This is a genomic window from Streptomyces sp. NPDC090445 (assembly GCF_044769385.1).
In the GTDB taxonomy this organism is placed as follows: Bacteria; Actinomycetota; Actinomycetes; order Streptomycetales; family Streptomycetaceae; genus Streptomyces.
In genome coordinates, this window is sequence record NZ_JBIVXV010000012.1 from 1 (window position 1) to 26,561 (window position 26,561).

The 26,561-nt window shown below is 73.9% G+C and carries 9 protein-coding genes and 1 pseudogene; 4 read left to right on the forward strand and 6 right to left on the reverse strand.

Going from position 1 to position 26,561, the window contains the following annotated elements:
- Nucleotides 1-10,604 (reverse strand): type I polyketide synthase (locus ACIQUT_RS22645; RefSeq protein WP_403565079.1); only part of this gene is annotated, 10,604 nt, incomplete at its 3' end.
- A 297-nt stretch (nt 10,605-10,901) separates the two neighbouring features.
- Here ACIQUT_RS22645 and ACIQUT_RS22650 point away from each other — a divergent pair.
- Nucleotides 10,902-11,324: pseudogene (locus ACIQUT_RS22650) on the forward strand (hypothetical protein); the annotation flags it as partial.
- Nucleotides 11,325-11,400: 76 nt separating this feature from the next.
- Nucleotides 11,401-12,024, forward strand: coding sequence for a nucleotide disphospho-sugar-binding domain-containing protein (locus tag ACIQUT_RS22655; RefSeq protein ID WP_403565081.1), 624 nt, complete (start codon nt 11,401-11,403; stop codon nt 12,022-12,024).
- 87 nt (nt 12,025-12,111) lie between these two features.
- Here ACIQUT_RS22655 and asnB read toward each other — a convergent pair whose 3' ends face one another.
- The 5 genes from asnB to ACIQUT_RS22680 all read right to left on the reverse strand — a co-directional run bounded on the left by asnB (nt 12,112) and on the right by ACIQUT_RS22680 (nt 23,745).
- Nucleotides 12,112-13,956: an asparagine synthase (glutamine-hydrolyzing) gene (asnB, locus tag ACIQUT_RS22660; RefSeq protein WP_403565083.1), complete on the reverse strand. Its 1,845-nt coding sequence runs from the start codon at nt 13,954-13,956 to the stop codon at nt 12,112-12,114.
- Nucleotides 13,957-14,313: 357 nt separating this feature from the next.
- Nucleotides 14,314-17,187 carry an AAA family ATPase gene (locus ACIQUT_RS22665; RefSeq protein ID WP_403565084.1) on the reverse strand — a complete coding sequence of 958 codons (2,874 nt, stop codon included), beginning with the start codon at nt 17,185-17,187 and terminating at the stop codon, nt 14,314-14,316.
- 210 nt (nt 17,188-17,397) lie between these two features.
- Nucleotides 17,398-18,153: a thioesterase II family protein gene (locus tag ACIQUT_RS22670; protein ID WP_403565349.1), complete on the reverse strand. Its 756-nt coding sequence runs from the start codon at nt 18,151-18,153 to the stop codon at nt 17,398-17,400.
- 273 nt (nt 18,154-18,426) lie between these two features.
- On the reverse strand, nt 18,427-19,797 hold the full coding sequence (locus ACIQUT_RS22675) for a M1 family metallopeptidase (RefSeq protein ID WP_403565085.1): 1,371 nt from the start codon (nt 19,795-19,797) through the stop codon (nt 18,427-18,429).
- 42 nt (nt 19,798-19,839) lie between these two features.
- Nucleotides 19,840-23,745 (reverse strand): Pls/PosA family non-ribosomal peptide synthetase, encoded by a 3,906-nt coding sequence (locus tag ACIQUT_RS22680; RefSeq protein ID WP_403565087.1) that lies wholly within the window; start codon nt 23,743-23,745, stop codon nt 19,840-19,842.
- A 318-nt stretch (nt 23,746-24,063) separates the two neighbouring features.
- Between ACIQUT_RS22680 and ACIQUT_RS22685 the strand changes: the two genes are divergently transcribed.
- Together ACIQUT_RS22685 and ACIQUT_RS22690 are read left to right on the forward strand one after the other, a co-directional pair.
- The gene (locus ACIQUT_RS22685) at nt 24,064-24,849 is read left to right on the forward strand and encodes a class I SAM-dependent methyltransferase (RefSeq protein ID WP_403565089.1); all 786 of its coding nucleotides are present in this window, start codon (nt 24,064-24,066) and stop codon (nt 24,847-24,849) included.
- A gap of 381 nt (nt 24,850-25,230) precedes the next feature.
- Nucleotides 25,231-26,526 carry a serine hydrolase domain-containing protein gene (locus tag ACIQUT_RS22690; RefSeq protein ID WP_403565091.1) on the forward strand — a complete coding sequence of 432 codons (1,296 nt, stop codon included), beginning with the start codon at nt 25,231-25,233 and terminating at the stop codon, nt 26,524-26,526.
- Nucleotides 26,527-26,561 lie beyond the last annotated feature (35 nt).

Here is a 26,561-nt window from a genome sequence, read left to right on the forward strand (position 1 = left end):
CCGTTCCGACGGGCATCGGACAGCCGCTCCACGAGCAGCATGCCGACACCCTCACCCCACCCGGTGCCGTCCGCCGCAGCCGCGAACGCCTTGATCCGGCCATCCTCCGCCAGCCCCCGCTGACGGCTGAAGTCGATGAAGTTCTCGGGTGTCGACATGACGGTGACACCGCCGGCGAGGGCCATCTCGCACTCGCCGTTGCGCAGAGCCTGGATGGCCCAGTGCAGGGCGACCAGCGACGACGAGCACGCCGTGTCGACGGTGACCGCCGGGCCCTCCAGCCCGAAGACGTACGAGACGCGGCCGGACATGACGCTGCCGGCGTTGCCGGTGCCGATGTGGCCTTCCAGGCCGTCCTGCTCGCGGGTGATGAGGGAGAGGTAGTCCTGGCCGTTGGTGCCGACGAACACACCGGCGCGGCTTCCGCGCAGGCTGGTCGGGTCGATGCCGGCCCGCTCGAACGCCTCCCAGGAGGTCTCCAGCAGCAGACGCTGCTGCGGGTCCATGGCGAGGGCCTCGCGCGGCGAGATCCCGAAGAAGTCGGCGTCGAAGTCCCCTGCCCCGGTGACGAAGCCGCCCTCGCGGGTGTACGAGGTTCCGGGCCGGTCCGGGTCGGGGCTGTAGAGGCGGTCCAGGTCCCAGCCGCGGTCGGCGGGGAACGCGGCGACCGCGTCCGTGCCGTCGGTGAGCAGCTGCCACAGCTCCTCGGGGGTGCGGACGCCGCCGGGGAAGCGGCAGCTCATCGCGACGATGGCGATCGGGTCGCCGTCGACGGCCGCGGCGGCGGGCAGGAGGGTGCCGGAGACGGGGACGCTGCCGACGAGTTCCTCGCGGAGGTGGTCGGCCAGCGCGGCGGACGTCGGGTAGTCGTAGATGAGGGTGACGGGGAGCCGCAGTGCGGTGGCGGCGCCGAGGCGGTTGCGCAGCTCGACGGCCGTCAGCGAGTCGAACCCGAGCTCCTTGAAGGCGCGCTCGGCACCCACCGCGTCCGCGGTGCCGTGTCCGAGGACGGCGGCGACGTGCGTGCGGACGAGGTCCAGCAGTTCCCGCTCCTGCTCGGCGGGCGCGAGCGTGGCGAGCCGTCCGGAGAGGGTGGCCGGGCTGTCGGTGTGCGCGGCGGTCCGGCCGGTGCGGGCTTCGGTCTCCGCGCGGGTCGCGCGTGCCTCGCCGAGCTCGCTGAACAGTTCGGTGCGGCGTACGGCGGTGTGGCCGGCGAGGTACCGGTCCCATTCGATGTCGGCCACCGTCAGGGCGGCGTCGTCGGCCATGCCGACGGCCTGGCGGAGGGCGCGGATCGCCGACTGCGCCTTCATCGGGGGCACGCCGTCCCGGCGCATCCGGGCTTCGAGGGCCTCGTCGGCGGCCATGCCGCCCTCGGCCCACGGGCCCCACGCGATCGACGTCGCGGCCAGGCCCGCGGCCCGGCGCTGCTCGGCGAGCGCGTCCAGGTAGGCGTTGGCGGCGGCGTAGTTGGCCTGCCCGGCCGCACCGATGGTGCCGGTCATGGAGGAGAACAGCACGAACGCCGACAGTTCGACGCCGAGTTCGGCGGTCAGCTCGTGCAGGTTGGACGCCGACACCGCCTTCGCCCGCAGGACACCTTCGAAGCGCTCGGGGGTCAGGGTGTCGATCACGCCGTCGTCGAGGACGCCGGCGGTGTGCACGACAGCGGTGAGGTTCTCGGCCTCGGCCGCGAGGAGGGTCCGCAGGGCGTCACGGTCGGCGGCGTCGCACGCCACCACCGACACCTCCACACCCAGCTCCGACAGCTCGGCCACCAGCTCGGCGGCCCCCGGAGCGTCAGCGCCCCGGCGGCTGGTCAGCACCAGCCGCCCGGCACCCGCACCGGCCAGCCAACGCGCCACCCGGCCGCCCAGCGCGCCGGTACCGCCGGTCACCAGAGCCGTGCCGGACGGCGACCAGGACGGGGCACCCTCACCGCGGGCCGCCCGGACGAGCCGACGCCCGAAGACACCCGAGGACCGGACCGCGACCTGGTCCTCACCGGCCGAACCACCGGCCAGAACCCCGACCAGCCGGCCCGCGGCCCGCTCGTCGCACACCTCGGGCAGGTCCACCAGACCACCCCAACGCGCAGGCACCTCCAGCGCGGCCACCCGGCCCAGACCCCACACCTGGGCCTGCACCGCCGAGACGAGGCGGTCCGAACGACCGACGGACACCGCACCCCGGGTCAGGCACCACAGCGGCGCCTCCACCCCCGCGTCACCGAGCGCCTGCACGAGAACAGCAGTCGGAACCACACCCGCAGCCTCGTCCAGGGCGAGCAGGGAAACGACACCCGCAGCGGACCCCGCACCGGACAGCAGCCCGGCCAGCGCAGCACGGCCCGTACCCGCCGCGACCACGACCCGGCGGACCTCGGCGCCACGCCCGGCCAGTGCGCCCGCCAAGGAGTCGATCAGGGCATCTCCCTCGCAGGCCTCGGGGACGACGACGATCCACTCGCCGCCCGGCAGCCCGGACGACACGGCCGCCGTCAGCGGCTTCCACTGCACCCGGTAGCGCCAGCCGTCGGCCTGTGCCTGCTCCTGGTTCTGTCGGCGCCAGGCCGCCAGGGCGGGAACGAACGCGCCGAAGCTCGCCTCGTCGTCCACCTCCAGCTCCGGCAGGAGGGCGGCCAGATCGCCGCGCTCGACCGCGTCCCAGAACCGGTCGTCGACCGCGTCAGCGGCCCGGACAGGGGCCGTGCTGTCGCCCGACGGGGCCGTCTCCGGCCAGAACCGCTGCCGCTGGAAGGCGTACGTCGGCAGCGCCACCCGCCGGGCATGCGTACCGGCGAAGAGGGCTGTCCAGTCCACCTCCGCACCCCGTACGAAGGCCTGAGCCACAGCGGTGACCGCGGTCTCCGCCTCGGCCCGCGCCGCGCGGAGAGCGGGCGCGAAGGCGACGTCGGCCGTGCCCGTCAGGCAGTCCTGGGCCAGTGCGGACAGGGTCCCGTCCGGGCCGAGCTCGATGTACGCGGTCACACCGGCGGCTTCGAGCGTGCGGACGCCGTCCAGGAAGCGCACGGCCTCACGGACGTGCCGGACCCAGAACTCGGCCGAGCTCATCTCGTCGGTGACGACGGCACCCGTCAGGCACGACACGATCGGGATGGCGGGGGCCGCGAACGCCAGCCCCGCCACGACCTCGCGGAAGTCGTCCAGCATGCCGTCCATGTGCGGCGAGTGGAACGCGTGGCTGACCGTCAGCTGCTTGGTCTTCCGGCCCTGGGCCTGGACGGTCTCGGCGATGGCGGCGGCCGCGTCCTCGTCACCGGCGATGACGACCGACTGCGGGCCGTTGATCGCGGCGATGCTCACCCGGTCGCCCTCGCCGATCAGCGGCAGAACCTCATCCTCCGACGCCTGCACCGCGATCATCACGCCGCCGGCCGGGAGCGCCTGCATCAGCCGGCCACGAGCCGCCACCAGCGCACACGCGTCGTCCAGCGACAGCACACCCGCCACATGCGCGGCGGCGATCTCACCGATGGAGTGACCGGCCACGAAGTCCGGCCGCACACCCCACGACTCGACGAGCCGGAACAGCGCCACCTCGACCGCGAACAGGGCAGGCTGGGTGTACTCCGTCCGGTCCAGCACCGCCGCATCGGCACCGAACAGGACGTCCTTCAGCGGCCTGTCGAGGACGGCATCCAGGTGGGCGCAGACCGCGTCCAGCGCGTCCGCGAACGCGGGGTGGGTGTCGTAGAGCTCCTGGCCCATGCCGAGGCGCTGGCTGCCCTGCCCGGTGAACAGGAAGGCGGTGCGGCCGTCACCGGCCGAGCCCGTCACCGTCCGGGGCGCGGTCTCGCCTGCGGCGAGCCGGGCCAGGACGTCCTGCAGGTCTTCGCCGTTCCCGGCGGTCAGGACGGCGGCGGCGCGGTGGTCGAGGTGGGCGCGGCTCGCGGCGAGGGAGTGGGCCACGTCGACCGCGTCCGCGGTGGCGTCGAGGTGTGCGGCCAGGGCTGCCGCCTGCGCCTGGAGGGCTTCCTTGGTCTTGCCGGAGAGGAGGTACGGGAGGACACGGGCGGCGCCGGGGCGGTGCGCCGGGTGCGCGCCGGTGTCGATGGGCGGCTCGGTGTCCGGTGCCTGCTCGATGATCGTGTGGGCGTTGGTGCCGCTCAGGCCGAACGAGGAGACGCCGGCGCGGCGCGGGCGGCCGGTCTGCGGCCAGTCCACGGCTTCGGTCAGCAGTTCCACATCGCCGGCCGACCAGTCGACGTGCGGGGTCGGCGCGTCCACGTGCAGGGTCCGGGGCAGCAGCCCGTGCTGCATGGCGAGGACCATCTTGATCACACCGGCCACACCGGCCGCGGCCTGTGTGTGCCCGATGTTCGACTTCACCGAGCCCAGCAGCAGCGGACGGTCGGCCGCCCGCTCCTGGCCGTACGTGGCCAGCAGCGCCTGCGCCTCGATCGGGTCACCCAGCCGCGTACCCGTACCGTGCGCCTCCACCGCGTCCACGTCAGCGGCCGACAGACCCGCACTCGCCAGCGCCTGACGGATGACGCGCTGCTGCGAAGGACCGTTCGGGGCGGTCAGACCGTTGCTCGCACCGTCCTGGTTGATCGCCGAACCACGCACCACCGCCAACACCGGGTGCCCGTTCCGACGGGCATCGGACAGCCGCTCCACGAGCAGCATGCCGACACCCTCACCCCACCCGGTGCCGTCCGCCGCAGCCGCGAACGCCTTGATACGGCCATCCTCCGCCAGCCCCCGCTGACGGCTGAAGTCGATGAAGGCGTCGGGGGTGGACATCACGGTCACGCCGCCGGCGAGGGCCATGGTGCACTCGCCCTGGCGCAGCGCCTGAACGGCCAGGTGCAGGGCGACCAGCGACGACGAGCAGGCCGTGTCGACGGTGATCGCGGGGCCTTCGAGGCCGAAGACGTACGACAGGCGGCCGGAGACGACGCTCGCCGCGTTGCCGGTGGCGACGTGGCCTTCGAGGCCGTCGGCGTCGCCCGTGACGAGGGAGAGGTAGTCCTGGCCGTTGGTGCCGACGAACACGCCGGCCCGGCTGCCCTTCAGCGCGGCCGGGTCGATGCCGGCGCGCTCGAACGCCTCCCAGGAGGTCTCCAGCAGCAGACGCTGCTGCGGGTCCATGGCGAGGGCCTCGCGCGGCGAGATACCGAAGAAGTCGGCGTCGAAGTCCGCGACGTCGTAGAGGAATCCGCCCTCGCGGGTGTACGAGGTTCCGGGCCGGTCCGGGTCGGCGCTGTAGAGGCGGTCCAGGTCCCAGCCGCGGTCGGCGGGGAACGCGGCGACCGCGTCCGCGCCCTGGGCCAGCAGGCGCCAGAGTTCCTCGGGGGTACGCACCCCGCCGGGGAAGCGGCAGCTCATCGCGACGACGGCGATCGGGTCCTCGTCGGCCGCGACGGCGACCGGCAGGGCGGTGTCCGCGGACTCCTCGCTGCCGACCAGTTCCCCGCGCAGGTACTCGGCGAGGGCGGCCGAGGTCGGGTGGTCGTAGACGAGCGTGGTGGGGAGCCGCAGCGCGGTGGCGGCGCCGAGGCGGTTGCGCAGGTCGACGGCGGCCAGCGAGTCGAAGCCGAGGTCCTTGAAGGCACGGTCCGCGCCCACCGCGTCCGCGCCGTCGTGTCCGAGGACGGCGGCGACGTGCGTGCGGACGAGGCCGATCAGCTCCCGCTCCTGCTCGGCCCGGGGCAGCCCGGCCAGCTTCGCGAAGGCGGCGCCCGCGACATCGGCGCCCGTGACGACGGTCCCGTGGCCGGGGGCCGGGGTGTCGCCCGCCGGCGCTCCGGTGACGAACTCGGCGACCGACGGGTTGGGGCGGACGGCTGCCACGACGGAGGAGTAGCGGTCCCAGGCGATGTCCGCGACGGTGAGGGCGGCCTCGCCCGCTCCGACGGCCTGCGCGAGCGCCGCGATGGCCGCATCGGGGGCCATGGGCGGCACGCCTTCGCGCCGCATCCGGGCGTCCATCGCCTCGTCGGCGGCCATGCCGCTCTCCGCCCACGGACCCCATGCGAGAGAGGTCGCGGCCAGCCCGACGGCACGCCGCTGCTCGGCCAGGGCATCGAGGCAGGCGTTGGCGGCGGCGTAGTTGGCCTGCCCGGCCGCACCGATGGTGCCGGTCATGGAGGAGAACAGCACGAACGCGGAGAGCTCGATGCCGAGCTCGGCGGTCAGCTCGTGCAGGTGGAGCGCCGAAGCTGCCTTCGCCCGCAGGACGCTCTCGAAACGCTCGGGGGTCAGGGCGTCCAGGACGCCGTCGTCGAGGACGCCCGCGGTGTGCACGACGGCCGTCAGGTTCTCGGCCTCGGCCGCGAGGAGGGTCCGCAGGGCGTCACGGTCGGCGGCGTCGCACGCCACCACCGACACCTCCACACCCAGCTCCGACAGCTCGGCCACCAGCCCGTCCACGCCCGGAGCGTCAGCGCCCCGGCGGCTGGTCAGCACCAGCCGCCCGGCACCCGCACCGGCCAGCCAACGCGCCACCCGGCCGCCCAGAGCACCGGTACCGCCGGTCACGAGGACCGTGCCCGACGGCGACCACGGCTGGTCGCCCTTCCCGGCTGCGGCCCGGACCAGCCGACGCCCGAAGACACCCGAGGACCGGACCGCGACCTGGTCCTCGCCGGCCGCACCACCGGCCAGAACCCCGACCAGCCGGCCCGCGGCCCGCTCGTCGCACACCTCGGGCAGGTCCACCAGACCGCCCCAACGCGCAGGCACCTCCAGCGCGGCCACCCGGCCCAGACCCCACACCTGGGCCTGCACCGCCGAGACGAGGCGGTCCGAGCGGCCCACGCTCACCGCACCCCGGGTCAGGCACCACAGCGGCGCCTCCACCCCCGCGTCACCGAGCGCCTGCACGAGAACAGCAGTCGGAACGACACCGACGGCGTCGTCCAGCGCGAGGAGCGACACCACACCGGCCACGGCGCCGGCCTCCGACAGCAGCCCGGCCAGGAAGGCCCGCTCCGTGCCCGCCGCGACCACGACCCGGCGCACCTGGGCACCGCGCGCGGCCAGCGCACCCGCCACAGCCGCGTCGTCCACGTCCGCGCCGGGCGTCACGACGAGCCACGTCCCCGAAAGCCGGACACCGCCGGTGGTGACATCGGCCAGCGGCTTCCAGGACACGCGGTAGCGCCAGCCGTCCACCTCGGACTGGGTCCGGATGCGGCGGCGCCACGCCGAGAGGGCGGGGACGACCTCGCTCAGCGGCTGTTCGCCGTCCGCGTCCAGTTCGAGGGCGGCGGCGAGCGCGGCCACGTCCTGGTGTTCGACCGCGTCCCAGAAGGCGCTGTCGGCCGGAGCCGTCCCGTGGTCGGGGGCGGTGGCCGCAGCGGTGGCGGGGGTGCGCGCGTCCATCCAGTAGCGCTGCCGCTGGAACGGGTACGTCGGCAGCTCCACGCGCTCCGCGCCCGTACCGGCGTAGCAGGCGGCCCAGTCCACGTCCGTGCCGCGGACGAACATGCGGGCGACGGCGTCGAGGAGGGTGGTGGTCTCGGGGCGGCCGGCGCGCAGGGCGGCGGCGAAGGCGGGGGGCGGGGTCGCGGTCGCCGTGTCCTGCGGGTCGGCGGCGGTGGCGGTGGCGAGGCAGTCCTGTGCCATGGCCGTGAGGACGGGGTCGGGGCCGAGTTCCAGGAAGGAGTCGGCGCCGCGCGCGTGGAGGGTGCGTACGCCGTCGAGGAAGCGGACGGCATCGCGGACGTGCCGGACCCAGTGCTCGGGGTCGGTGAGTTCGGCTGCGGTGGCGGTGGTGCCGGTGAGGAGGGAGACGACGGGCAGGGTGGGGGTGCGGTAGTTCAGGACCTGGGCCAGTCGGCGGAAGTCCTCCAGCATCCCGTCCATGTGCGGCGAGTGGAAGGCGTGGCTGACGGTGAGCCGCTTGGTCTTGCGGCCCTGTGCCTCGAAGGCCGCGGCAATGGCGAGCACCGCGTCCTCGTCGCCGGCGACGACGACCGACTGCGGGCCGTTGACGGCGGCGATGCTCACCCGGTCGCCCCCGCCGGTGCCGGTGCCCTCGCCCTTGCCGGCGCCGATCAGCGGCAGGACCTCGTCCTCCGACGCCTGCACCGCGATCATGGCCCCGCCGGTGGGCAGGGCCTGCATCAGACGGCCGCGGGCGGCGACGAGCGCGCACGCGTCTTCGAGGGAGAGGACTCCGGCCACGTGGGCGGCGGCGATCTCGCCGACGGAGTGGCCGGCGACGAAGGCCGGGCGGAGGCCCCAGGACTCGACGAGCCGGTACAGGGCCACCTCGACGGCGAACAGCGCGGGCTGGGTGTAGGCGGTCCGGTGGAGGAGGGCGGCCTCGGGGGTGTCCTCGTCGGCGAAGAGGACGTCGAGCAGCGGGTGTTCGAGCTGCTCGTCGAGGTACCAGCAGGCGTCGTCGAGGGCGTCGGCGAACACGGGGTGGGCGTCGTACAGTTCGCGGCCCATGCCGAGGCGCTGGCTTCCCTGGCCGGTGAACAGGACGGCGGTGCGTCCCGCGCCGGGTTCGCCGTGGACGGCGGCGGGGGTGTCGGTGCCGTCGGCGAGGGCGTTCAGGGCCTGCCGGAGGGCGGTGCGGTCGTCGCCGAGGACGACGGCGCGGTGTTCGAAGCGGCGGCGGGTGGCGGCGAGGGAGTGGCCGATGTCGTGCGGGGTGGCGTCCGGGCGGGTGTCGAGCCAGTCGCCGAGGCGTCGGGCGGCGGCGCGGAGGGCTTCGGGGGTCTTGGCGGACAGGGCCCAGGGCAGCGGTGCGGTGGTGTGGCCGGGAGCCGCGGCGGGTGCCTGCCCGGTCGGCCGGTCCGTGGTGTCGTCGTCCGCGGGCTCCTCGGACGGCGGTTCCTCGATGATGGCGTGGGCGTTGGTGCCGCTCATGCCGAAGGAGGAGATGCCCGCCCGGCGCGGGGCGTCGGCCGTCGGCCAGTCGACGGCGTCGGTCAGGAGGGAGACGGCGCCGGCTTCCCAGTCGACGTGCGGGGTGGGTGCGTCGACGTGGAGGGTCTGCGGCAGGACTCCGTGCCGCATGGCCATGACCATTTTGATGACGCCGGCGACGCCGGCGGCGGCCTGGGTGTGTCCGATGTTGGACTTCAGGGAGCCCAGCCACAGCGGCCGCTCCGCCGGGCGGTCCTGGCCGTACGTGGCGAGCAGGGCCTGGGCCTCGATGGGGTCGCCGAGCCGGGTGCCCGTGCCGTGTGCCTCGACGGCGTCCACGTCGGCGGCCGACAGGCCCGCGTTGGCCAGGGCCTGGCGGATGACGCGCTGCTGGGCGGGGCCGCTGGGTGCGGTGAGGCCGTTGCTGGCGCCGTCCTGGTTGAGGGCGGTGCCGCGGACGAGGGCCAGGACGTGGTGGCCGTTGGCGCGGGCGTCGGAGAGGCGCTCGACGAGGAGCATGCCGACGCCTTCGCCCCAGGCGGTGCCGTCGGCGGCGGCGGCGAAGGGCTTGCAGCGGCCGTCGGCGGCGAGGCCGCGCTGGCGGCTGAAGGAGAGGAACGAGCCGGGGCTCGCCATGACGGCGGCGCCGCCGGCGAGTGCCAGGGAGCATTCGCCGTTGCGGAGGGCCTGGACGGCGAGGTGCAGGGCGGCGAGCGAGGAGGAGCAGGCGGTGTCGACGGTGACGGTGGGGCCTTCGAAGCCGAAGGTGTAGGCGATGCGGCCGGAGGCGACGCTCGCGGCGTTGCCGGTGACGAGGTAGCCCTCGAAGCCGTCGGCGGCGTCCTCGAGCCGGGGGCCGTACTCCTGGGTTTCGGCGCCGACGAATACGCCGACCTGGCCGCCGCGGAGTCCGGCGGGGTCGAGGCCGGCCCGGTCGAATGCCTCCCAGGATGTTTCCAGCAGGATGCGCTGCTGCGGGTCCATCGCCAGGGCCTCGCGGGGGGAAATCCCGAAGAATGCCGCGTCGAACTGGTCGGCGTCGTGGAGGAATCCGCCCTCGCGGGTGTAGGTGGTGCCGGACCGGTCGGGGTCGGGGTCGTACAGCGAGTCGAGGTTCCAGCCGCGCCCGGTGGGGAATTCCGATATGGCGTCGGTGCCGGCGGCGACGAGGTCCCAGAGTTCCTCGGGGGAATGCACGTCGCCGGGGAATCGGCAGCCCATTCCGACGATGGCGATCGGTTCGTCGCTGTTGAAGGCGCGGGTGACGGGTGCCTCGGCGGGGACGGTCCGGCCCAGGAGGAGGGCGTGGACGCGGTCGGCGAGGTGGGCGGGGGTGGGGTGGTCGAAGGCAAGGGTGACGGGAAGGCGCAGGCCGGTTCCGGCGACGAGCCGGGCGTGCAGGTCGACGGCGGCGAGCGAGTCGAAACCGAGGTCGAGGAACGAGCGGTCCGGGTCGAGGGCGGCGGGTGCGGCGTCCCGCAGGGTGGCGGTGACCAGGGAGGAGACCCATTCGAGCAGTGCCCTGCGCTGTTCGCCCTCGGTCAGGCCGGCCAGGCGCTCGCGCCACTGTGCCTGTGCCGCCTCCGGGCTGTCGGCGCTGTCGGTGCTGCCGGTTCCGTGCGGGGCGGCCTCGGTCCCGCCCTGGGCGGCCTCGGCTCCGGCGGCTCCGGCTCCGGCTCCGGCTCCGGGCGGAGTCCCGTCGGCCTCGGAGGAGCCGCCGATCTCGGGTGCGAAATCCTGGGACTCGTTCGACATCGCGCGCTCCACCACTCCGTACAGAGAACTCCAATACTGGGGAGACCCTGACACGGGAGAGGGGCGGCAGAAACCCCTAACAATCCCCCTACGGACCCCTAGCCGGAGAACGGCGCAATACGCCTTGACTCTGCGGGCGAGACTGACCCATGATGCCGCCTCAGCAGGGCGATGGCAAGAATTCGGAAGGTTCTCGCCACCGGAATGACCGGAGATCGACCCGGCCTTCCGTCGCATCCGCCGCCGGGGGAATTCCCGGCTCCGTCCGTTCACCCCAACCGAGAGGAATTCGTTCTCATGCGCGTTCTGTTCGTCACTTATCCAGCCGTCGGGCATCTGTTCCCGACGATTCCGCTGGCCTGGGCGTTGCGTTCCGCCGGTCACGACGTGCTGGTCGCCAGCTCGGGTGACGCGTTGGAGGCGGCGAACGCCGGTCTTCACGTGGCCGACGTGTCCCCCGGTTTCCACCTGGAGGAGTTCCTCCAGACGGAGTGCGGGGAGCTGATAGCCCGGCTGCGGCAGCCGGGTGAGATCGACCCGATGGACGGGCTGAGAATGTTCGCCCGGCTCAACGACGCCCTCGCCGACGGCATCGTGCGGACCGCGGACGCGTTCCGGCCCGACCTGATCGTGTACGAGCAGATCTTCGTGGCCGGTCTGATCGCGGCGGCCCGTCTCGGGGTGCCGGCGGTGCAGCACAACTTCGGTTGTGTGCGGGCTACTCCGCTGCGCCAGCTGACCGTGGCGTTGATGTCGGACACGATGGCGGCACGGGGTGGCGGGGGTCCCGGACCGGGTGCCGACGATCGACATCGCGCCGCCCACCATGGTGGAGCCGGAGGTGGACGGCTGGCTGATGCGGCCGGTCCCGTACAACAGCGGTGCGGTGCTTCCCGATTGGCTGTTGGAAGAGCGGTCCGGCCGGCCGCGGATCGGTGTGACGCTGGGTACGGCGACGGTGCACGTGAACGGTCTGGGCCCGGTCCAGCGGCTGGTGGCCGCCGCCCCGCAGGTGGACGCGGAGTTCGTGCTCGCACTGGGCGAGGTGGAGACGGACGGGCTCGGCGAACTGCCGGAGAACGTGCGGGTCGTGGGCTGGGTGCCGCTGGCGAAGCTGCTGGAGACCTGTGACGCGGCCGTGCACCACGGCGGTGCCGGGACGATGCTGGCCGCGCTCAACGCCGGCGTTCCGCAGCTGGTGCTGCCCGACGGGGCGGACCGCGGGATCAACGCCCAGTGCGTGCAGGACCGGGGCCTGGGCCTGAGCCGTTCGGCGGAGGACCTGGACGCGGAGCTGCTGACGCGCCTGATCACGGACGAGAAGATGGCCGTGGTGGCGCGGGAGGTGCGGGCCGAGATCGAGGCGATGCCGACCCCGGTGTCGCTCGTGGCGCGGCTGGAGGAGCTGGCCGGCCGCTGAGCGGGGGGCTGCCGGAGCTGAAACGGCGCGGGCCGGCGGGGATCTTCCCCCGCCGGCCCGTGCCGTGCCTGCCGCCGCGGGCGGCTGCTACATGCGGATCTCGGGCCGGTAGGCGTCGAGCCAGATCGCGGTGTCCAGGGCCCGTTCCAGGCCGTTGCGGGCGGCCGCGGTGAGGGTTTCGGGCGCGGCCTTCGCGGACTCGGCGAGCCAGTCCCGGCTGACGATCTGGAAGACGGGGCCGTCCTCGCCGACGAGCTGCTTGGCGTGCTGCTGGAGGGCTTCGGCGTAACGCCAGTCCTGGACGACCGGGTAGGGGCTCTTGACCCGCTCGATCACGGACTGCGGCAGCAGGCTCGCGGTCGCGCCGCGCAGCAGGCTCTTCTCCCGGCCGTCGTACGTCTTCATCGACCAGGGCGTGTTGTAGACGTACTCGACGAGGCGGTGGTCGCAGAAGGGCACGCGGACCTCCAGGCCCACGGCCATGCTCATGCGGTCCTTACGGTCCAGCATCATCCGCAGGAAGCGGGTGAGGTGCAGGTACGAGGACACGCGCATGCGGTGCTCGTGGGGGCTCTCGGAGTCGATGCGGCCGACCTCGGCGACGGCGGTCGCGTAGTGGTCGGCGAGGGCCTCCAGCGGGTTGAGGGCGATCAGCGTGTCGAGGTTGTACATCTCGGCGGGCTGGGTGTTGGGGGTGGCGCCGATCATGCCGGCGGTGATCCAGGGGAAGGTGTCCCCTTCCTGGACGGTGGGGTTGTGCAGCCATCCGTAGCCGCCGAAGACCTCGTCGGCGGCCTCGCCGGACAGGGCGACGGTGGACCGCTCGCGGATGGCCCGGAAGAGCAGGTACAGGGAGACGTCCATGTCGCCGAGGCCGGCGGGGCTGTCCCGGGCGATGACGACCCGGCGGCGTACCTCGGGGTCGGCGAGGGAGGTCGGGTCGAGCACGATGTCGGTGTGTGCGGAGCCGGCGTGGCGGGCCATGGCGGTGGCGAAGTCGGCGTCGCGGCTGCCGTGCACGCCGGTCGGTACGAAGGTGTCGGACTCACCGGTGAAGTCGACGGCGAAGGTGTGCAGGGGCAGCCCCTCCGCGGCCCGGTGTGCGGCGGCGAGGCCGGTGATGGCGCTGGAGTCGAGGCCGCCGGACAGCAGGACGCAGGTGGGCACGTCGGCGACGAGCTGCCGGGCGACGGTGTCGTCGAGGAGCTCGCGGATCCGCTCGACCGTGGTGTCGAGGTCGTCGGTGTGCTCGCGGCTCTCCAGCCGCCAGTAGGTGTGGCTGCGGACGCCCTCGCGGTCGACGGTGACGACGGTGCCGGGCACCACCTCGACGACGTCCTCCCAGATGGTCTCGCCGGGCGGCCGGTTGAAGGCGATGAACTCGCGCAGGCCGCGGGCGCTCACCACGGGCTTGGCCAGCGGGTTGGCGAAGATCGCCTTGGGTTCGGAGGCGAACAGCACGCCGTCCGCGGTGCGGTGGTAGAAGAGCGGCTTGACGCCCATCCGGTCGCGGACCATGACCAGCTTCTGCGTGCGGCCGTCCCAGACGGCGAAGGCGTACATGCCGTTGAGGCGGGACGCCATCGCCTCGCCCCACTCCAGGTAGGCGTGGAGGACGACCTCGGTGTCGCTGGAGGTGCGGAAGCGGTGGCCGCGGCCGCGCAGCTCCTCGCGGAGCTCCCGGAAGTTGTAGACCTCGCCGCTGTAGGTGAGGGCGACGCGGCCGGCCGGGGTGGCGGCCTCCATCGGCTGGACGCCGCCCTCCAGGTCGATGATGGCGAGCCGGCGGTGGCCGAGGGCGGCGGGGCCGTCGATCCAGCTGCCTCCGGCGTCGGGCCCCCGTTCCGTCAGCGTCCGGACCATGTCGTCCAGGGTGGTGGTCTCCTGGGCCAGATCCCGTTCGTAGGCGATCCAGCCGGCGATGCCGCACATGCGATGCTCCTCGGTCTTCGCGGCGCTTCCCGATGACTCGATGCATGCGGCTCCCTCGCCCCGTCCGTGGGGCCGCGGTGTTCGGACACCTGCGGGGCCTCGACGCCCGACGGGCGCGCCTGTCCTCCCCGATCGTAGGTTCCGGCGGTGTCCGCCCACATCCCCTACCTGCCCCTCAAGGCCGCAGGTGGGGGCGCGCGGGGCAGTGGGCGACGGCGGACGCGGAAGGGCGCGGCGGACGCACGGAGGGCGCGGACCGGAGGGGCGAGGCGGAGGGGCGGTGAAGGGGGACCGCCCCTCCGCCTCGTGAGGGTGCGCCGGTCGGTCTGTGGGGGGGTACGTGCATCCGGCCGCGGCTCAGGCGATGCCGGGCAGGCTCAGGTCCCAGAGCCGGGCGGGCAGGTCCCGGCGCCGTTTGACCTGGAGCTTGCGGTAGATCCGGGTCAGGTGCTGCTCGACGGTGGAGACGGTGACGTACAGCTTGCCGGCGATCTCGCGGTTGGTGTGGCCGCGCGCCGCGAGGAGCGCGACCCGTGCCTCCGCCTCGGACAGCACCTCGGTCTCGCGGAGCGGATCCGCCGCCTCCCGGCCCGCGGTGACGGGCTCGCCGTCGCCCTGCCCGGGTGTGAACTCCTGGCACAGCGGCTGTGCCCCGCAGGACTTCGCGACGTGCCAGGCCTTGCGGACGAGCATCCGGGCCCGGTTGAAGTCCCCGGCCGTGCGGTAGCCGCTGCCCAGCTCGCCCAGGGCGCGGGCCAGCTGGATGCGGTCCTCGCCCTGTTCCAGGGTTTCGACGGCCTCGGTGAGCCTCTTGAGGCGGTACGTGAGGTCGCCGCTGGTGCGGGCGAGGGCGAACAGCAGGGCTCCGCGGGTCCGGGTGCCGGCGGCGCCCGCCTCGCGCTGCTTCTGCTGCTCGGCGAACTCCCGGGCGCGCGGCACGTTGCCGAGGGCCAGCCAGGCCTCGGCGGCGTCCAGCCGCCAGGGGACGAGTTCCACGGCGTCCATGCCCCAGCTCTGCATGAGTTCGCCGCAGGTGAGGAAGTCGCGCAGGGCGGCGTGGTAGCGGCCGGTCGCGAGGTGGCAGCGGCCCCGGGCGCGGAGGTAGTGCAGCCCGATCTGGGTCTCCAGCATGGTCTCGGGCACCGGCTGTTCGAGCAGGTTCATGGCCTCCTCGATGTTGCCCATCTGGGTCTCGGCCTCGATGAGGACGGCCAGCGGCAGGGCGATGCCCACGCCCCAGCACTGCACGGATATCAGGGACATGGCCTGGCGGGCCTGGGCTGCCGCGCCCGGCAGGTCGCCCTGCCGGAGGACGGCCTCGGCCCGGACCGCGCCGAGGACCGCCTGCCAGGTCGGGGCGTTGCGGGCGGAGCACTCGCCGAGGAGGCGGTCGGTCCAGGTGAGGGCGAGGTCGAGGCGGCCGGCGTAGACGAGGGCCAGCACGGCGAGGACAAGGGGGATGAGGGTGCGGTCGCTGAGGTGGTAGCGCTGGAGGACGCGGGTGGCCTCGGCGACGGCCGCTTCGCCCTGGCCGCCGCGCAGGGCGGTCCGCAGGGCCTCGACGGCCGGGAGGTGGGCGTCGTCGGGCATGTCGTACGGGGCGGGGGTGCGGGCGGCCGGGGGGCGCGGGGCTCCGGGCCGGGTGGCGCCCTGGAGGCCGGTGGTGGGGAACGCGTCGAGGACCGGGGGGCTGACCACGGAGAGCCAGCTCCGGGCGGCGGCGAGGGTCTCGGGATCGTACGCGAAGGCCTGTCCGGCGTCCCGTGCCTCCTCGGCGGCGGCCTGGAGGCGGCGTACCTCCTCGCCGGCCTGCCGGGCCTCCCCCATCCAGCCCAGGCAGCTCACGGCGTGGAGGAGGTCGCGGTCGGTGAGGCGGCCCGCGCAGAACTCGCGGGACAGCTGCCGCAGATGGCCTTCGGCGGCGACGGGGCTGCTGCGCCAGACGATGCTCACGAGGCGGGACTTCAGGGCGGTGCGCCGGGGGCCGTCGGGGCAGGAGTCGACGGCGAGTTCCCCGCAGCGCAGGGCGAGTTCGGGGTCGTCCTCGACGAGGGCGTACTCGGCGGCCTCCTGCAGGACGGGGATGGCCCAGTCGTCCGCCGGTGTGCGGGTGGCGAGGAGGTGGCGGGCGACGTCGAGGGCGGGGGCGCCGTCCTGGTGCAGCAGCCGTGCGGCGCGCCGGTGGAGGGCGGAGAGTTCCCCGGGCGGGGTCGCCGCGAGGACGGCTGCGCGGGTCGCGGCCGTGCGGAAGGCGCCGCCGCCGAGGATCCCGCAGCGGTCCAGGTCCTGTACGGCCAGTTCGACGGCCTTGATGTGGACGTCGGTGATGCGGCTGAGCAGGGCGGGCGGGTGGGCGCCGCCGAGGACGGCGATACCGCGGGCGACGGCCGGGATCTCGGCGTCGCCGCGGTGGAGGCAGTCCAGCACGGCGCGCTCGAAGTTCTCGGCGGGGGCGAGCGGCTGGAAGGGTTCGCTGTCGCCGAGGGCCGTCAGGCCGTCCTCCAACAGGGCGTTGACGAGGATCGGGTTGCCGCCGGTCGTCTCGTGGCAGTCGGCGGACAGCCGCTGGGCGGCGGCGGTGGCGAAGTGGCCGGCGAGGATGCGGGTGGTGCCGGCGGTGCTGAGCAGGGGCAGCCGGATGCTGGTGCAGTTGGGCTGGCGCCGCAGTTCGGCGTGGAAGGCGAGCTGGGCGGGGAGCAGGCGTACGGCCTCGGTGAGGACGATCAGGACGCCGGCCTGCCTGACCCGCCGTGCCAGGCACAGCAGGAAGGCGCGGGAGAGTTCGTCGCCGTGGTGGACGTCGTCGACGGCGATGACGACGGTGCGGTCCCGGGCGATCCGCAGGAGGAGGGCGCAGACGTGCGGCAGGACGCGCATGCCGGCCTCGACGCCGCCGGTGGTGTCGGCGGCGTCGCCGGTCGGGGCGGCCACGGCGTCGAGCAGGGCGGTGGCCTCGGCGTGGACGGCGGGGTCCAGCGGTGCGGCGCTGTCGAGGATGCGGCGCAGGATGCCGAAGGGGACGTGCCGCTCCGGCCGGGAGCCGGCGGCTTCCAGGACCAGCGTGCCTTCGGCGATGGCCTGTTCGGTGAAATCCTCCAGCAGGGCCGTCTTTCCGGCGGCGATGGGCCCGCTGATCACCGCGACGCGTCCGCGGCCCCGCCGGGCGCTGCCGAGCAGGTCGTTCAGCGTCTCCCACTGCTTGTCGCGCTCGACGAGCCTTGCCACCTGCACGTCCCTTTCCCCCGGACTGTGTGTACCTGTCCTGCACTGCACTGCGTCGCGCCTCCTCGTGGCCCGCCGGGTCGGCGGGGCGGGTACGGGGCGGGTGCGGCCGTGGCTCGTGTCTTCCGGTGCGGAGGACCGTCCGGCCCGGCTGTGGACCCGCCTCGTCCGTGCGCCCGGGGCGGCCGTCGGTCATGCGGCCGGGCCCCGGGTTGCGGCTCATCCCTTCCGGGTGGCCGCCGCGAGTTCCGCTGAAATGATCTTCAGGATCTGCGCCTGTTGCTGGGCGAGGTAGAAGTGGCCTCCGGGGAAACGGTGGATGTCGAATCCGCCGAGGGTGTGGCCTTCCCAGGCGTCCGCTTCCTCGCGGCTGGTCCGGGGGTCGGACTCGCCGGTCAGTACGGTAATCGGGGCCTTCACCGTGTCGCCGGCGGCGGCGCGGTAGTTCTCGATGGCGGTGTAGTCGCTCCGAATGGCGGGGAGCACCATGCGGAGGATCTCCTCGTTGCCGAGAATCGCGGCGTCGGTTCCGCTGAGTTCCCGCATTTCGGCCACGATGCCGTCGTCATCGCGCAGGTGAACGGTTTCGTGGCGGAAACTCGACGGCGAGCGGCGGCCCGAGGCGAAGATGCGCACGGGGGTGATGCCGTGGTCGCGCTCCAGGCGGCGGGTGACCTCGAAGGCGAGGATCGCGCCCATGCTGTGGCCGAACAGTGCCGTCGGCCGGTCCAGCCAGGGCAGAAGGGCGCTGGTCAGGGCGTCGGCGTAGGCGCCGATGTCGGTGAACCCGGGCTCGTGCCGGCGGTCCTGCCGTCCGGGGTACTGCACGGACAGGACGTCCGCCGCAGGGGAGAGCGCCTGGGAGACGGGGAAGTAGAAAGAGGCAGATCCGCCGGCGTGCGGCAGGCAGATCAGGCGGATCGGACTGTGGTCCGCGGCGTGATAGCGGCGGATCCAGCCGTCGGCATTCTGCATGTCGGTCAAGGGGATGAAACTCCGTTTTTCCGGTCCGGACGCAGCACGCACGTTCGATCACGCGATCCGTGCATTTTCGCTGCTTCCGCACACGCGTTCCGTTGATCCATGTCTAGCAGAGCGGCAATGCCGCCAGTACCCCTAGATCGGACCCCTACGGCGGCCGGAAATGCACCTTCCCCGCCTGGCGTACGGAGTATTTTCCGGCCGGATGTCCGAGGTCATACGGGCAGCCCCGCGCCACAGGAGCGAGTTTCGGCCACCTGTCCGGTATTAGCGCTTCCCTTTGCGCGGGGGAGCCGGTGCCGCCGGCGCGGGCGGCGCCGCGGGGAACGGCGGGAGGGCCGGCTCGAACAGCCAGGCCGCGAGCAGTTCGTCCACCGGGCGGGCCGCATGCCGGGCGACATGGCCGGTGAACGCGGCGGTGGTGACCACGCCGTGGCGGTGCACGGCCGCCCAGTCGCGCAGCATGGGGAAGAACGCGGCGTCGCCCAGGGCGCAGCGGACCGCGTGGACGGCGAGCCCGCCGCGCTCGTACAGCCGGTCGTCGAACATCAGCTTCCGGCCCGGGTCGGCCAGCCGCAGGTCCTGCGGCTTCGAGGTGAGCAGCCGGTGTGCCGCGGCCGCCAGCGCGTGGGCGGTGCGGCCGCCGGAGTGCTCGGACCAGAGCCATTCGGCGTACTTCGCGAGGCCCTCGTTGAGCCAGATGTGCCGCCAGTCGGCGATGGTCACGCTGTTGCCGAACCACTGGTGCGCGAGCTCGTGGGCGACGAGGCGCTCCGAACCCCGTACGCCGTCCACGTGGTTGGTGCCGAACAGGGAGAGGCCCTGGGCCTCCACGGGGACGTCCAGTTCCTCGTCGGCGATGACGACCGTGTACTCACCGAAGGGGTACGGGCCGAACAGGTCCTCGAACAGCCGCATCATCGCGGGCTGCCGGGCGAAGTCCCGGGAGAACCGCGACAACAGGTGCGGCGGCACGTGCGCGGTCTGCGGGACACCGCCGAGGCCGAGGTCGCCGAGCAGCACCATCTGGTACGTGCCGATGGCCAGGCCGACCAGGTAGCTGGAGGTCGGCGCGGGCTGCTCGTACACCCAGGTGGTGGTGCTGGCCCGGGTGGTGCGGGTGAGGAGCCGGCCGCCGGCCACCACCGTGTACGCGGACGGCGTGTTGACCGAGATCTGGTACGCGGCCTTGTCGGCGGGCCGGTCGTTGCACGGGTACCAGGAGGGCGCGCCGACCGGCTGGCTGGCCACCAGCGCGCCGTCGGTCAGCTCCTCCCAGCCGATGCCGCCCCAGGGGCTGCGCACCGGCCTGGGGTTGCCCGACCAGTGCACCTCCACGGTGAACGCGGACCCGGCGTGCAGCGGCTTGGCCGGGCGGATCCGCAGCCTGCCGCCGCGGTGGGTGTAGTGCGGGACCCGGCCGTCGACGAGCACCCGGCCGAGCCGGAAATCGGCCAGGTTGAGGTGGAACTCGGTGAGCGGCGCCCGCCCGGCGATCGCGCTGAGCCGGGCCGTTCCGGCGAGCCGGTTGGGGCCGGGACGGTACTCCACGGCGAGTTCGTACCGGTGCACGCGGTAGCGGGGATCGCCGTTGTCCGGGAAGTAGGGGTCGGATCCCGCTGTCTGCTGGCCGTTCACTGACGCTTCCGCTCCCTGCCGCCCGGTGCCCGCGGCGGCCGGTCACGACCGCCACGCCTCGATCGGATTGCCCAGCCAGCGGGAGTCGGCGGGGACGGACTCCCCGGCCATCACGAGGGAGGCCGGGCCGAGCGTGCTGCGCGCCCCCAGCGTGCTCCCCGGCAGGACGATTCCGCCCGGGCCCAAGGTGGCGCCCTCACGGAGGATCACAGTATCCGTCCGCAGGATCCGGTCGTGGAAGAGGTGTGTCTGCAGGACGCAGCCGCGGTTCACGCTGACGGCGTCACCCAGCACGACCAGGTCCGTCTCGGGAAGCCAGTAGCTCTCGCACCACACGCCCCGCCCGATGCGGGCCCCGAGGCAGCGCAGCCACAGCACCAGCAGCGGCGTGCCGGACAGCGATCCGGCCAGCCACGGCACGGCCAGGACCTCGACGAAGGTGTCCGCCAGCTCGCCCCGCCACACGAAGCCGCTCCACAGCGGGTGCTCCCCCGGCCGGTGGCGGCCCACCAGCAGCCACTTCGCGGCGACGGCGACGGCGCACGCGGCCCCGCCCGCGGCGAGCAGGACCGCCCCGGAGAGCAGCGCCGCGCCCCCGGTGCCCGGGCCGCCCGCCGTGGCCGCGGCGCTGAGCGCGGCCACGGCGAGGACGGCGAGCGCCGCCGAGCAGAAGACCGGGACGAGCCGGCACAGCTCCACCGCGCCGCGGGCCCACAGCAGCCGCGCGGGCGGCTCGTACGTCCGGGCCAGGTCGGCGTCCGCGGCGGACCGCGGCAGCCGGACGGGCGGCAGGCCCAGGTACGAGCTGCCCTTCTTGGCCTTCTTCGGGGTGGCGGACAGGACGCCGACCAGCCCGTCGTCCGGCACGGTGCGGCCCGGGGCGGTCATCCCCGAGTTGCCGAGGAAGGCCCGGCGGCCGATCTCGGAGCGGCCGATCCGCACCCATCCGCCGCCCAGCTCGCAGGGCGCGGTCAGGGTGTCGTCGGCGAGGAACGCGCCGTCGCCCACGGTGGTGAGGCTGGGCAGCGCGAGCACGGTGGACACCTCCGCCCCGCGGCCGACCTTCATGCCGAGGAGCCGCAGCCACACCGGTGTGATCAGCCCGGCGTACAGCGGGAAGAGCGTCCCCCGGGAGAGGTCCATCAGCTGGGTGACGGTCCACGCCTGCCAGGCGACCCGGCTGTGCGTCGGATGGCTTCCGGCGTGCAGCCCGATGCTGAGCAGGCGTACGGAGACCAGCACGAGGAGGACGTACGCGCACCCGAAGGCGAGAGCACCCGGCACCACCGCGAGCAGTGCTCCGCGCAGCGCCTCGCCGAGTCCGGCGCCGGCGGGCACGAACCGGCCGGCCACGAGCAGGGCGGGCACGGCGGCGGCCACCGGCAGGAGCGTCAGGCCGAATCCGGTCGCCCCGTACATGGCACGCCAGTGCACCGACCGGGGCGGGCGCTCCCGGGGCCAGTTGTGTTTGGCCCGGCCGATCTTGACCGCGGGCGCCCCGGCCCAGCGCTGGCCGGTGGGGATCTGCCCGGCCACCGCGGAGCCGGGGGCCACCTCGGCCCGCTTGCCGACCCGCGCCCCGGGGAAGAGCACGCTGCGGGTGCCGACGACCGCGCCCGCGCCGACCTTGACCGGGCCGATGACCAGCCGGTCCCCGTCCAGCCAGTGCCCGCAGAGGTCGACCTCGGACTCGACGGCGCAGCCGCGGCCCAGTTTGAGCAGGCCCGTGACCGGGGGCAGGGAGTGCAGGTCGACGTCGCGGCCGACCTTGGCGCCGAGGGCCCGGGCGTAGCGTTCCAGCCAGGATCCGGTGAGCGAGGTGGCGCCGGCGTACTCGGCGAGCCGCTCGGCCGTCCACAGCCTCAGGTGCACGCTGCCGCCGCGCGGGTGGCGCCCGGGCTGCACCCCGCGCAGCAGCAGCCGCGCGCCGCCCGCGGCGATCGCCAGCCGGCCCGGAGGGCTGAAGAGCAGGGCCGCGCCGGCAGCGACGAGCCACCACGAGGCGGTCGGCGCCCACGGGTAGGGCCCGATCCCGTGCAGGACGTTGCCCAGGGCGAGCAGCGCCACCGTCCAGCGCAGGCCGGCCAGGGTGGCCAGCGGGAGCAGCAGGAGGCACTGCGCCGCCTGGGTGCGGGCCGGGACGGGGGCGACGGGCCGGGCCGCGGCGTCGTCCTGCGCGGACTTCTCCAGGCGCCGGGCGAGTTTGCGCAGGGTGGGCTGCTGGTAGATGTCGAGGACGGCCGCGCCCGGGTAGCGGGTGCGCAGGCGGGTGGTGAGCCGGGCGGCCGCGAGGCTGCCCCCGCCGATCGCGAAGAAGTCGTCGTCCGCGCCGGTCACGGGCACGCCGAGGGTCTCGTGCCACTGTTCGGCGAGCCAGGCCTCGGTGCCGTACAGCTGCTCGGCGGGGCCGGTTGCGGATTCCTGCCCGGGCAGGGGCCAGGGCAGCGCGTCCCGGTCCACCTTGCCGGAGGTGCGGGTGGGCAGTTCGCCGACGGGTGCCAGCAGCGGTACGAGGGCCGCGGGCAGCGCGGCCCTCAGCCGTTCGACGGCCGCCGCCCGGTCCCAGCCGTCCTGCGTGACGAGGTAGCCGACCAGCAGCTGCGTGCCGCCGCGCGCGGTGCGGACGGCGGCAGCCGCGGCGGACACGCCGGGCAGGGCCTGCAGGGCCGCGTCCACCTCGCCCAGCTCGATGCGGCGGCCGCCGAGCTTGACCTGGTCGTCGGCGCGGCCGAGGAAGACCAGGCCCTCCGGTTCCGCGCGGACGAGGTCGCCGCTGCGGTAGGCGCGCTCCCAGCCGAGGGCGTCCAGCGGGGCGTACTTCTCCCGGTCCTTGTCCGGGTCGAGGTAGCGGGCCAGGCCCACCCCGCCGATCACGAGCTCGCCGCTGCCGCCCATCGGCACGGGCTCGCCGGCCGCGTCGACGACGGCCAGTTCCCAGCCGTTCAGGGGGAGGCCGATCCGGACCGGTTCCCCGCCGGTCAGGAGCGAGGCGCAGGCGACGACGGTCGCCTCGGTGGGGCCGTACGTGTTCCAGACCTCGCGGCCCTCGGTGACCAGGCGCCGGCCCAGCTCGGGCGGGCACGCCTCGCCGCCGAAGACCAGCAGCCGGACCTCGTTGAGGGTGTCGGGCTCCCAGAGCCCGGCCAGGGTCGGCACGGTGGAGACGACGGTGATCTCCTGTTCCGCCAGCCAGGGGCCGAGGTCGGCGCCGCTGCGCACCCGGGAGCGGGGCACCGGCACGAGGCAGGCGCCGTGGCGCCAGGCCAGCCACATCTCCTCGCAGGAGGCGTCGAAGGCCACGGACAGCCCGGCCATGACCCGGTCACCGGGTCCGATCGGCTCGTCGGCGAGGAACAGGGCGGCCTCGGCGTCCACGAACGCGGCCGCGCTGCGGTGGGTGACGGCGACGCCCTTGGGCTTGCCGGTGGAGCCCGAGGTGAAGATGATCCACGCGTCGTGCTCCGGCCCGGGCCGCCCGGCGGGCGCCGCCCCGTCCCGTACCGGACCGGCGGCCTCATCGGCGCCGAGCACGGCCCGTACGCCGGCCTCGGCGAAGACCAGCGCGGCCCGCTCGTCGGGGTCCTCGGCGTCCACCGGGACGTAGGCGGCCCCGGCGGCGAGTACCGCGAGGATCGCCGCGTACAGCTCGGCGGTGCCGGACGGCACCCGTACGCCGACCCGGTCGCCGAGGCCGATCCCGGCGGCCGCCAGGGCGCGCCGCCGGCGCTCGACCTCGGCGGCCAGCGCCCGGTAGGTGAGCCGGGCGGTGCCGTCGTCCAGGGCGAGCTCGTCGGGGTACGCCCGTACGGAGGCGTCGAAGACGTCGACGAGGGTGCGCGGCGGGGCCGCGGGCCCGGCGCGGAACCGGGCGGATTTCCCCGGTTCCTGCGGGGGCGGCGTGCCGTCGTCGATCAGAGTGAGTTCACCGTGCTCGGGTGTGGCTGCCATCGGCCCTCACGTCTCGCACCCGGACATGTCCGGGTTGTCGGTGTATCCCGGTTCGCCCCGGGTTGCTCCGTTACAGCACCAAACAGCCCGCCAGTTTAGAACATCGGCGGGGAGGATCGGCGGTTTCGCCGCGTATCGACGCCATGCAGGCACACTTTGTCGCCACCTCCGAAGCCACCCGCTCAGATGCGATGCCATTCCGATCGTTAGCCACGCATATCACATGAAATTATCGATCATCACCCGCAGATGCGGGATGGCATAGGATCGTTTCCGGCGGCCGAGGCGGCCGGACGGGCGACGGAGAGGGCAGACCCCATGACCACCGGGACGACACGCAGCCAGGACGGCAGCGCCGGCGACGTCGACTACGGCGCCATCGGCTCCGGCTACTCCGCCCACCGTCGCCCGGACGAGCGGATCGCCCGGTTCATCGCCGACGCCCTGGGCGGCGCCCGGACCGTGCTCAACGTCGGCGCGGGCACCGGATCGTACGAGGGCGCGGCGCGCACGGTGACGGCGGTCGAGCCCTCGCGGTCGATGCGCGACCGGCGGCCGGCGCAGCTGTCGCCGGCGATCGACGCCGTGGCCGAGGACCTGCCCTTCGCCGACGGGGAGTTCGACGCGGCGATGACGCTGTTCAGCGTCCACCAGTGGTCCGACGCACGGGTCGGCCTGCGGGAGATGCGGCGGGTGACCCGCGGGCCCGTGGTCGTCCTCACCTGCGACCCCGCCCTGGTCCGGGAGTTCTGGCTGCACCGGTACGCGCCCGAGGTCCTCGACACGGAGGCCCGCCGCTACCCGACCGTGGCGGAGCTGGCCGCCGCGCTGGGGGGCACGGGAACCGTGCAGACGGTGCCCATCCCGCTGGACTGCACCGACGGGTTCAACGAGGCGTACTACGGTCGCCCGGAGATGCTCCTCGACCCGGCGGCCCGCCAGGCATGCTCGGCGTGGAGCTTCGTCGACGACCGCGTCCGCGAGCGCTTCGACGCGACGCTGCGCCGCGACCTGGAATCGGGCGCCTGGGACGGGGAGTTCGGCCACCTCCGCACCCAGGCCGCGTACCAGGGTTCGCTCGTGATCGTACGCGCGACCCCGTAGCCCCTCCGCCAACCGGGCAGCAGGGGCACGGACCTGCCCGCGGTCCGGTCGGGCCTGCCGGACCGGACCGCGTACGGGTTGGCAGCCCCACCACCCAGCGGCGGATGTCCGGTGCGGCGGGAAGAGCGACCCCACCTCCGAACGGAAAGCCGGAGGCTCACCCCAGCCCCGGACGGGGCCCGTCCCCGCAGGTTCGCTTGTACACGAGCCACTCACCGGCCCGGCAGTCGAACGTCCGGCGGAGACGCCGCCCGGGGCGTCGCCGCCCGTCTGCCGGATGCACCGGCCCGGCGGGGCCGTCGCCACGCACTCCCCCGCCCCGGCCCGGCACCGCCGTCAAGCGGAAGTGCGCCGTACGGCGGGCCCGTCCACACTGGCAGGATGAGGCACGCACCTGCGGTGTTGCTCTGCACGGCCGGCCTGATCGGCGCAACCCTTCCGGCCGGGACCGGCACGGCGCCGAACACCCCGACGCCCCCGACGTCCGCGGCGGCAACGCCGACAGCGACCACAACACCGGCAGCGACCGCAACGGCAACCGCGACCGCGCCCACGCCCGCGGCGCCACGGCGGCCCTGTGTCGCTTCGCCGAAGCCGGCCGCCGGCGACGGACTCCAGGTCCTCGCCATCGCGGAGCAGGCCAAGCGGGAGTTCGGCCTGAACTCGGTGGTCCTGAAGGTGTCCTCGCGCGGCCGGGAGGTGGTCACCGCGGCCCTCGGCGAATCGATGACGGGGGTTCCGGCCGAGCCGTCGATGCACTTCCGCACCGGTTCCGTCGGCATCGTCTACATGGGGACGATCCTGCTGCAGCTCATCGAGGAGGGAAAGGCCTCGCTGGACGACCCGGTTGCGCGCTGGCTGCCGGACGCGCCGCACGGCTCTGAGATCACGCTGCGCATGCTCGGCGCCTCCACTTCCGGCCTGCACGACTACGTCACGAACCCGAAGTTCATAGCGGAGTACGAGGCGGCGCCGTTCCGCGCATGGACCCCGGAAGAGGTCATCAAGATAGCCGCGACGCCTCCGCTCCTGTACGAGCCGGGTACCAACTGGAGCTACTCGCACGCCAACTTCCAGCTCCTCGGCGCCGCGCTGGAGAAGATCAGCGGCATGCGCCTGGACCGGCTGATCGCCCAGCGCATCAGCGGCCCGCTGGGCCTCACCCAGACCGGCAACCAGTACACGCCGCAGATCCCGTCCCCCGTCCTGCACGCCTTCACCTCCGAGCGCGGCACGTACGAGGAGTCGACGTTCTGGAACCCCTCCTGGACCACGGCCCCGGGCGCGGTCCTCGTCCAGGACATCTGCGATCTGGAGCGGTCGGCCCGCGCCATCGGGAGCGGCGAGCTGCTGTCCCCGAAGTACTTCCGGACCCAGCTCGATCCGGGCACGGTCGGCCTGGGGAAGGCGACGCCGTCCTGCCCGGCCAGCGTGTGCCTGACCAATACGCAGGCCAGGCACTTCGGCCTCGGTGTGATCGTGGTCGACGGGTGGATCCTGTCGAACCCGTCCTTCTCCGGCTATGCGGCCATTCAGGCCTATCTGCCGGTCCGGCAGCTGTCCCTCGCGGTCAGCGTGACGCAGGGCCCCAAGAGCCCGCAGGGCAATTCGGCCCAGGTCATCGCCGAACGCATCGCCGCCGCTCTCGCTCCCGAACAGCCCTTCAGGATGCGCTGACAAGAAGCCCTCCCTGAAAGCCCTTCCGGAAGCCC

What these genes read in the sequence shown, in the direction of transcription:
- ACIQUT_RS22690 (WP_403565091.1), top strand. Translation starts at nt 25,231, where the DNA reads ATGAGGCACGCACCTGCGGTGTTGCTCTGCACGGCCGGCCTGATCGGC.
- ACIQUT_RS22680 (WP_403565087.1), bottom strand. Translation starts at nt 23,745, where the DNA reads ATGGCAGCCACACCCGAGCACGGTGAACTCACTCTGATCGACGACGGC.
- ACIQUT_RS22670 (WP_403565349.1), bottom strand. Translation starts at nt 18,153, where the DNA reads ATGCAGAATGCCGACGGCTGGATCCGCCGCTATCACGCCGCGGACCAC.
- ACIQUT_RS22685 (WP_403565089.1), top strand. Translation starts at nt 24,064, where the DNA reads ATGACCACCGGGACGACACGCAGCCAGGACGGCAGCGCCGGCGACGTC.
- asnB (WP_403565083.1), bottom strand. Translation starts at nt 13,956, where the DNA reads ATGTGCGGCATCGCCGGCTGGATCGCCTACGAACGGGATCTGGCCCAG.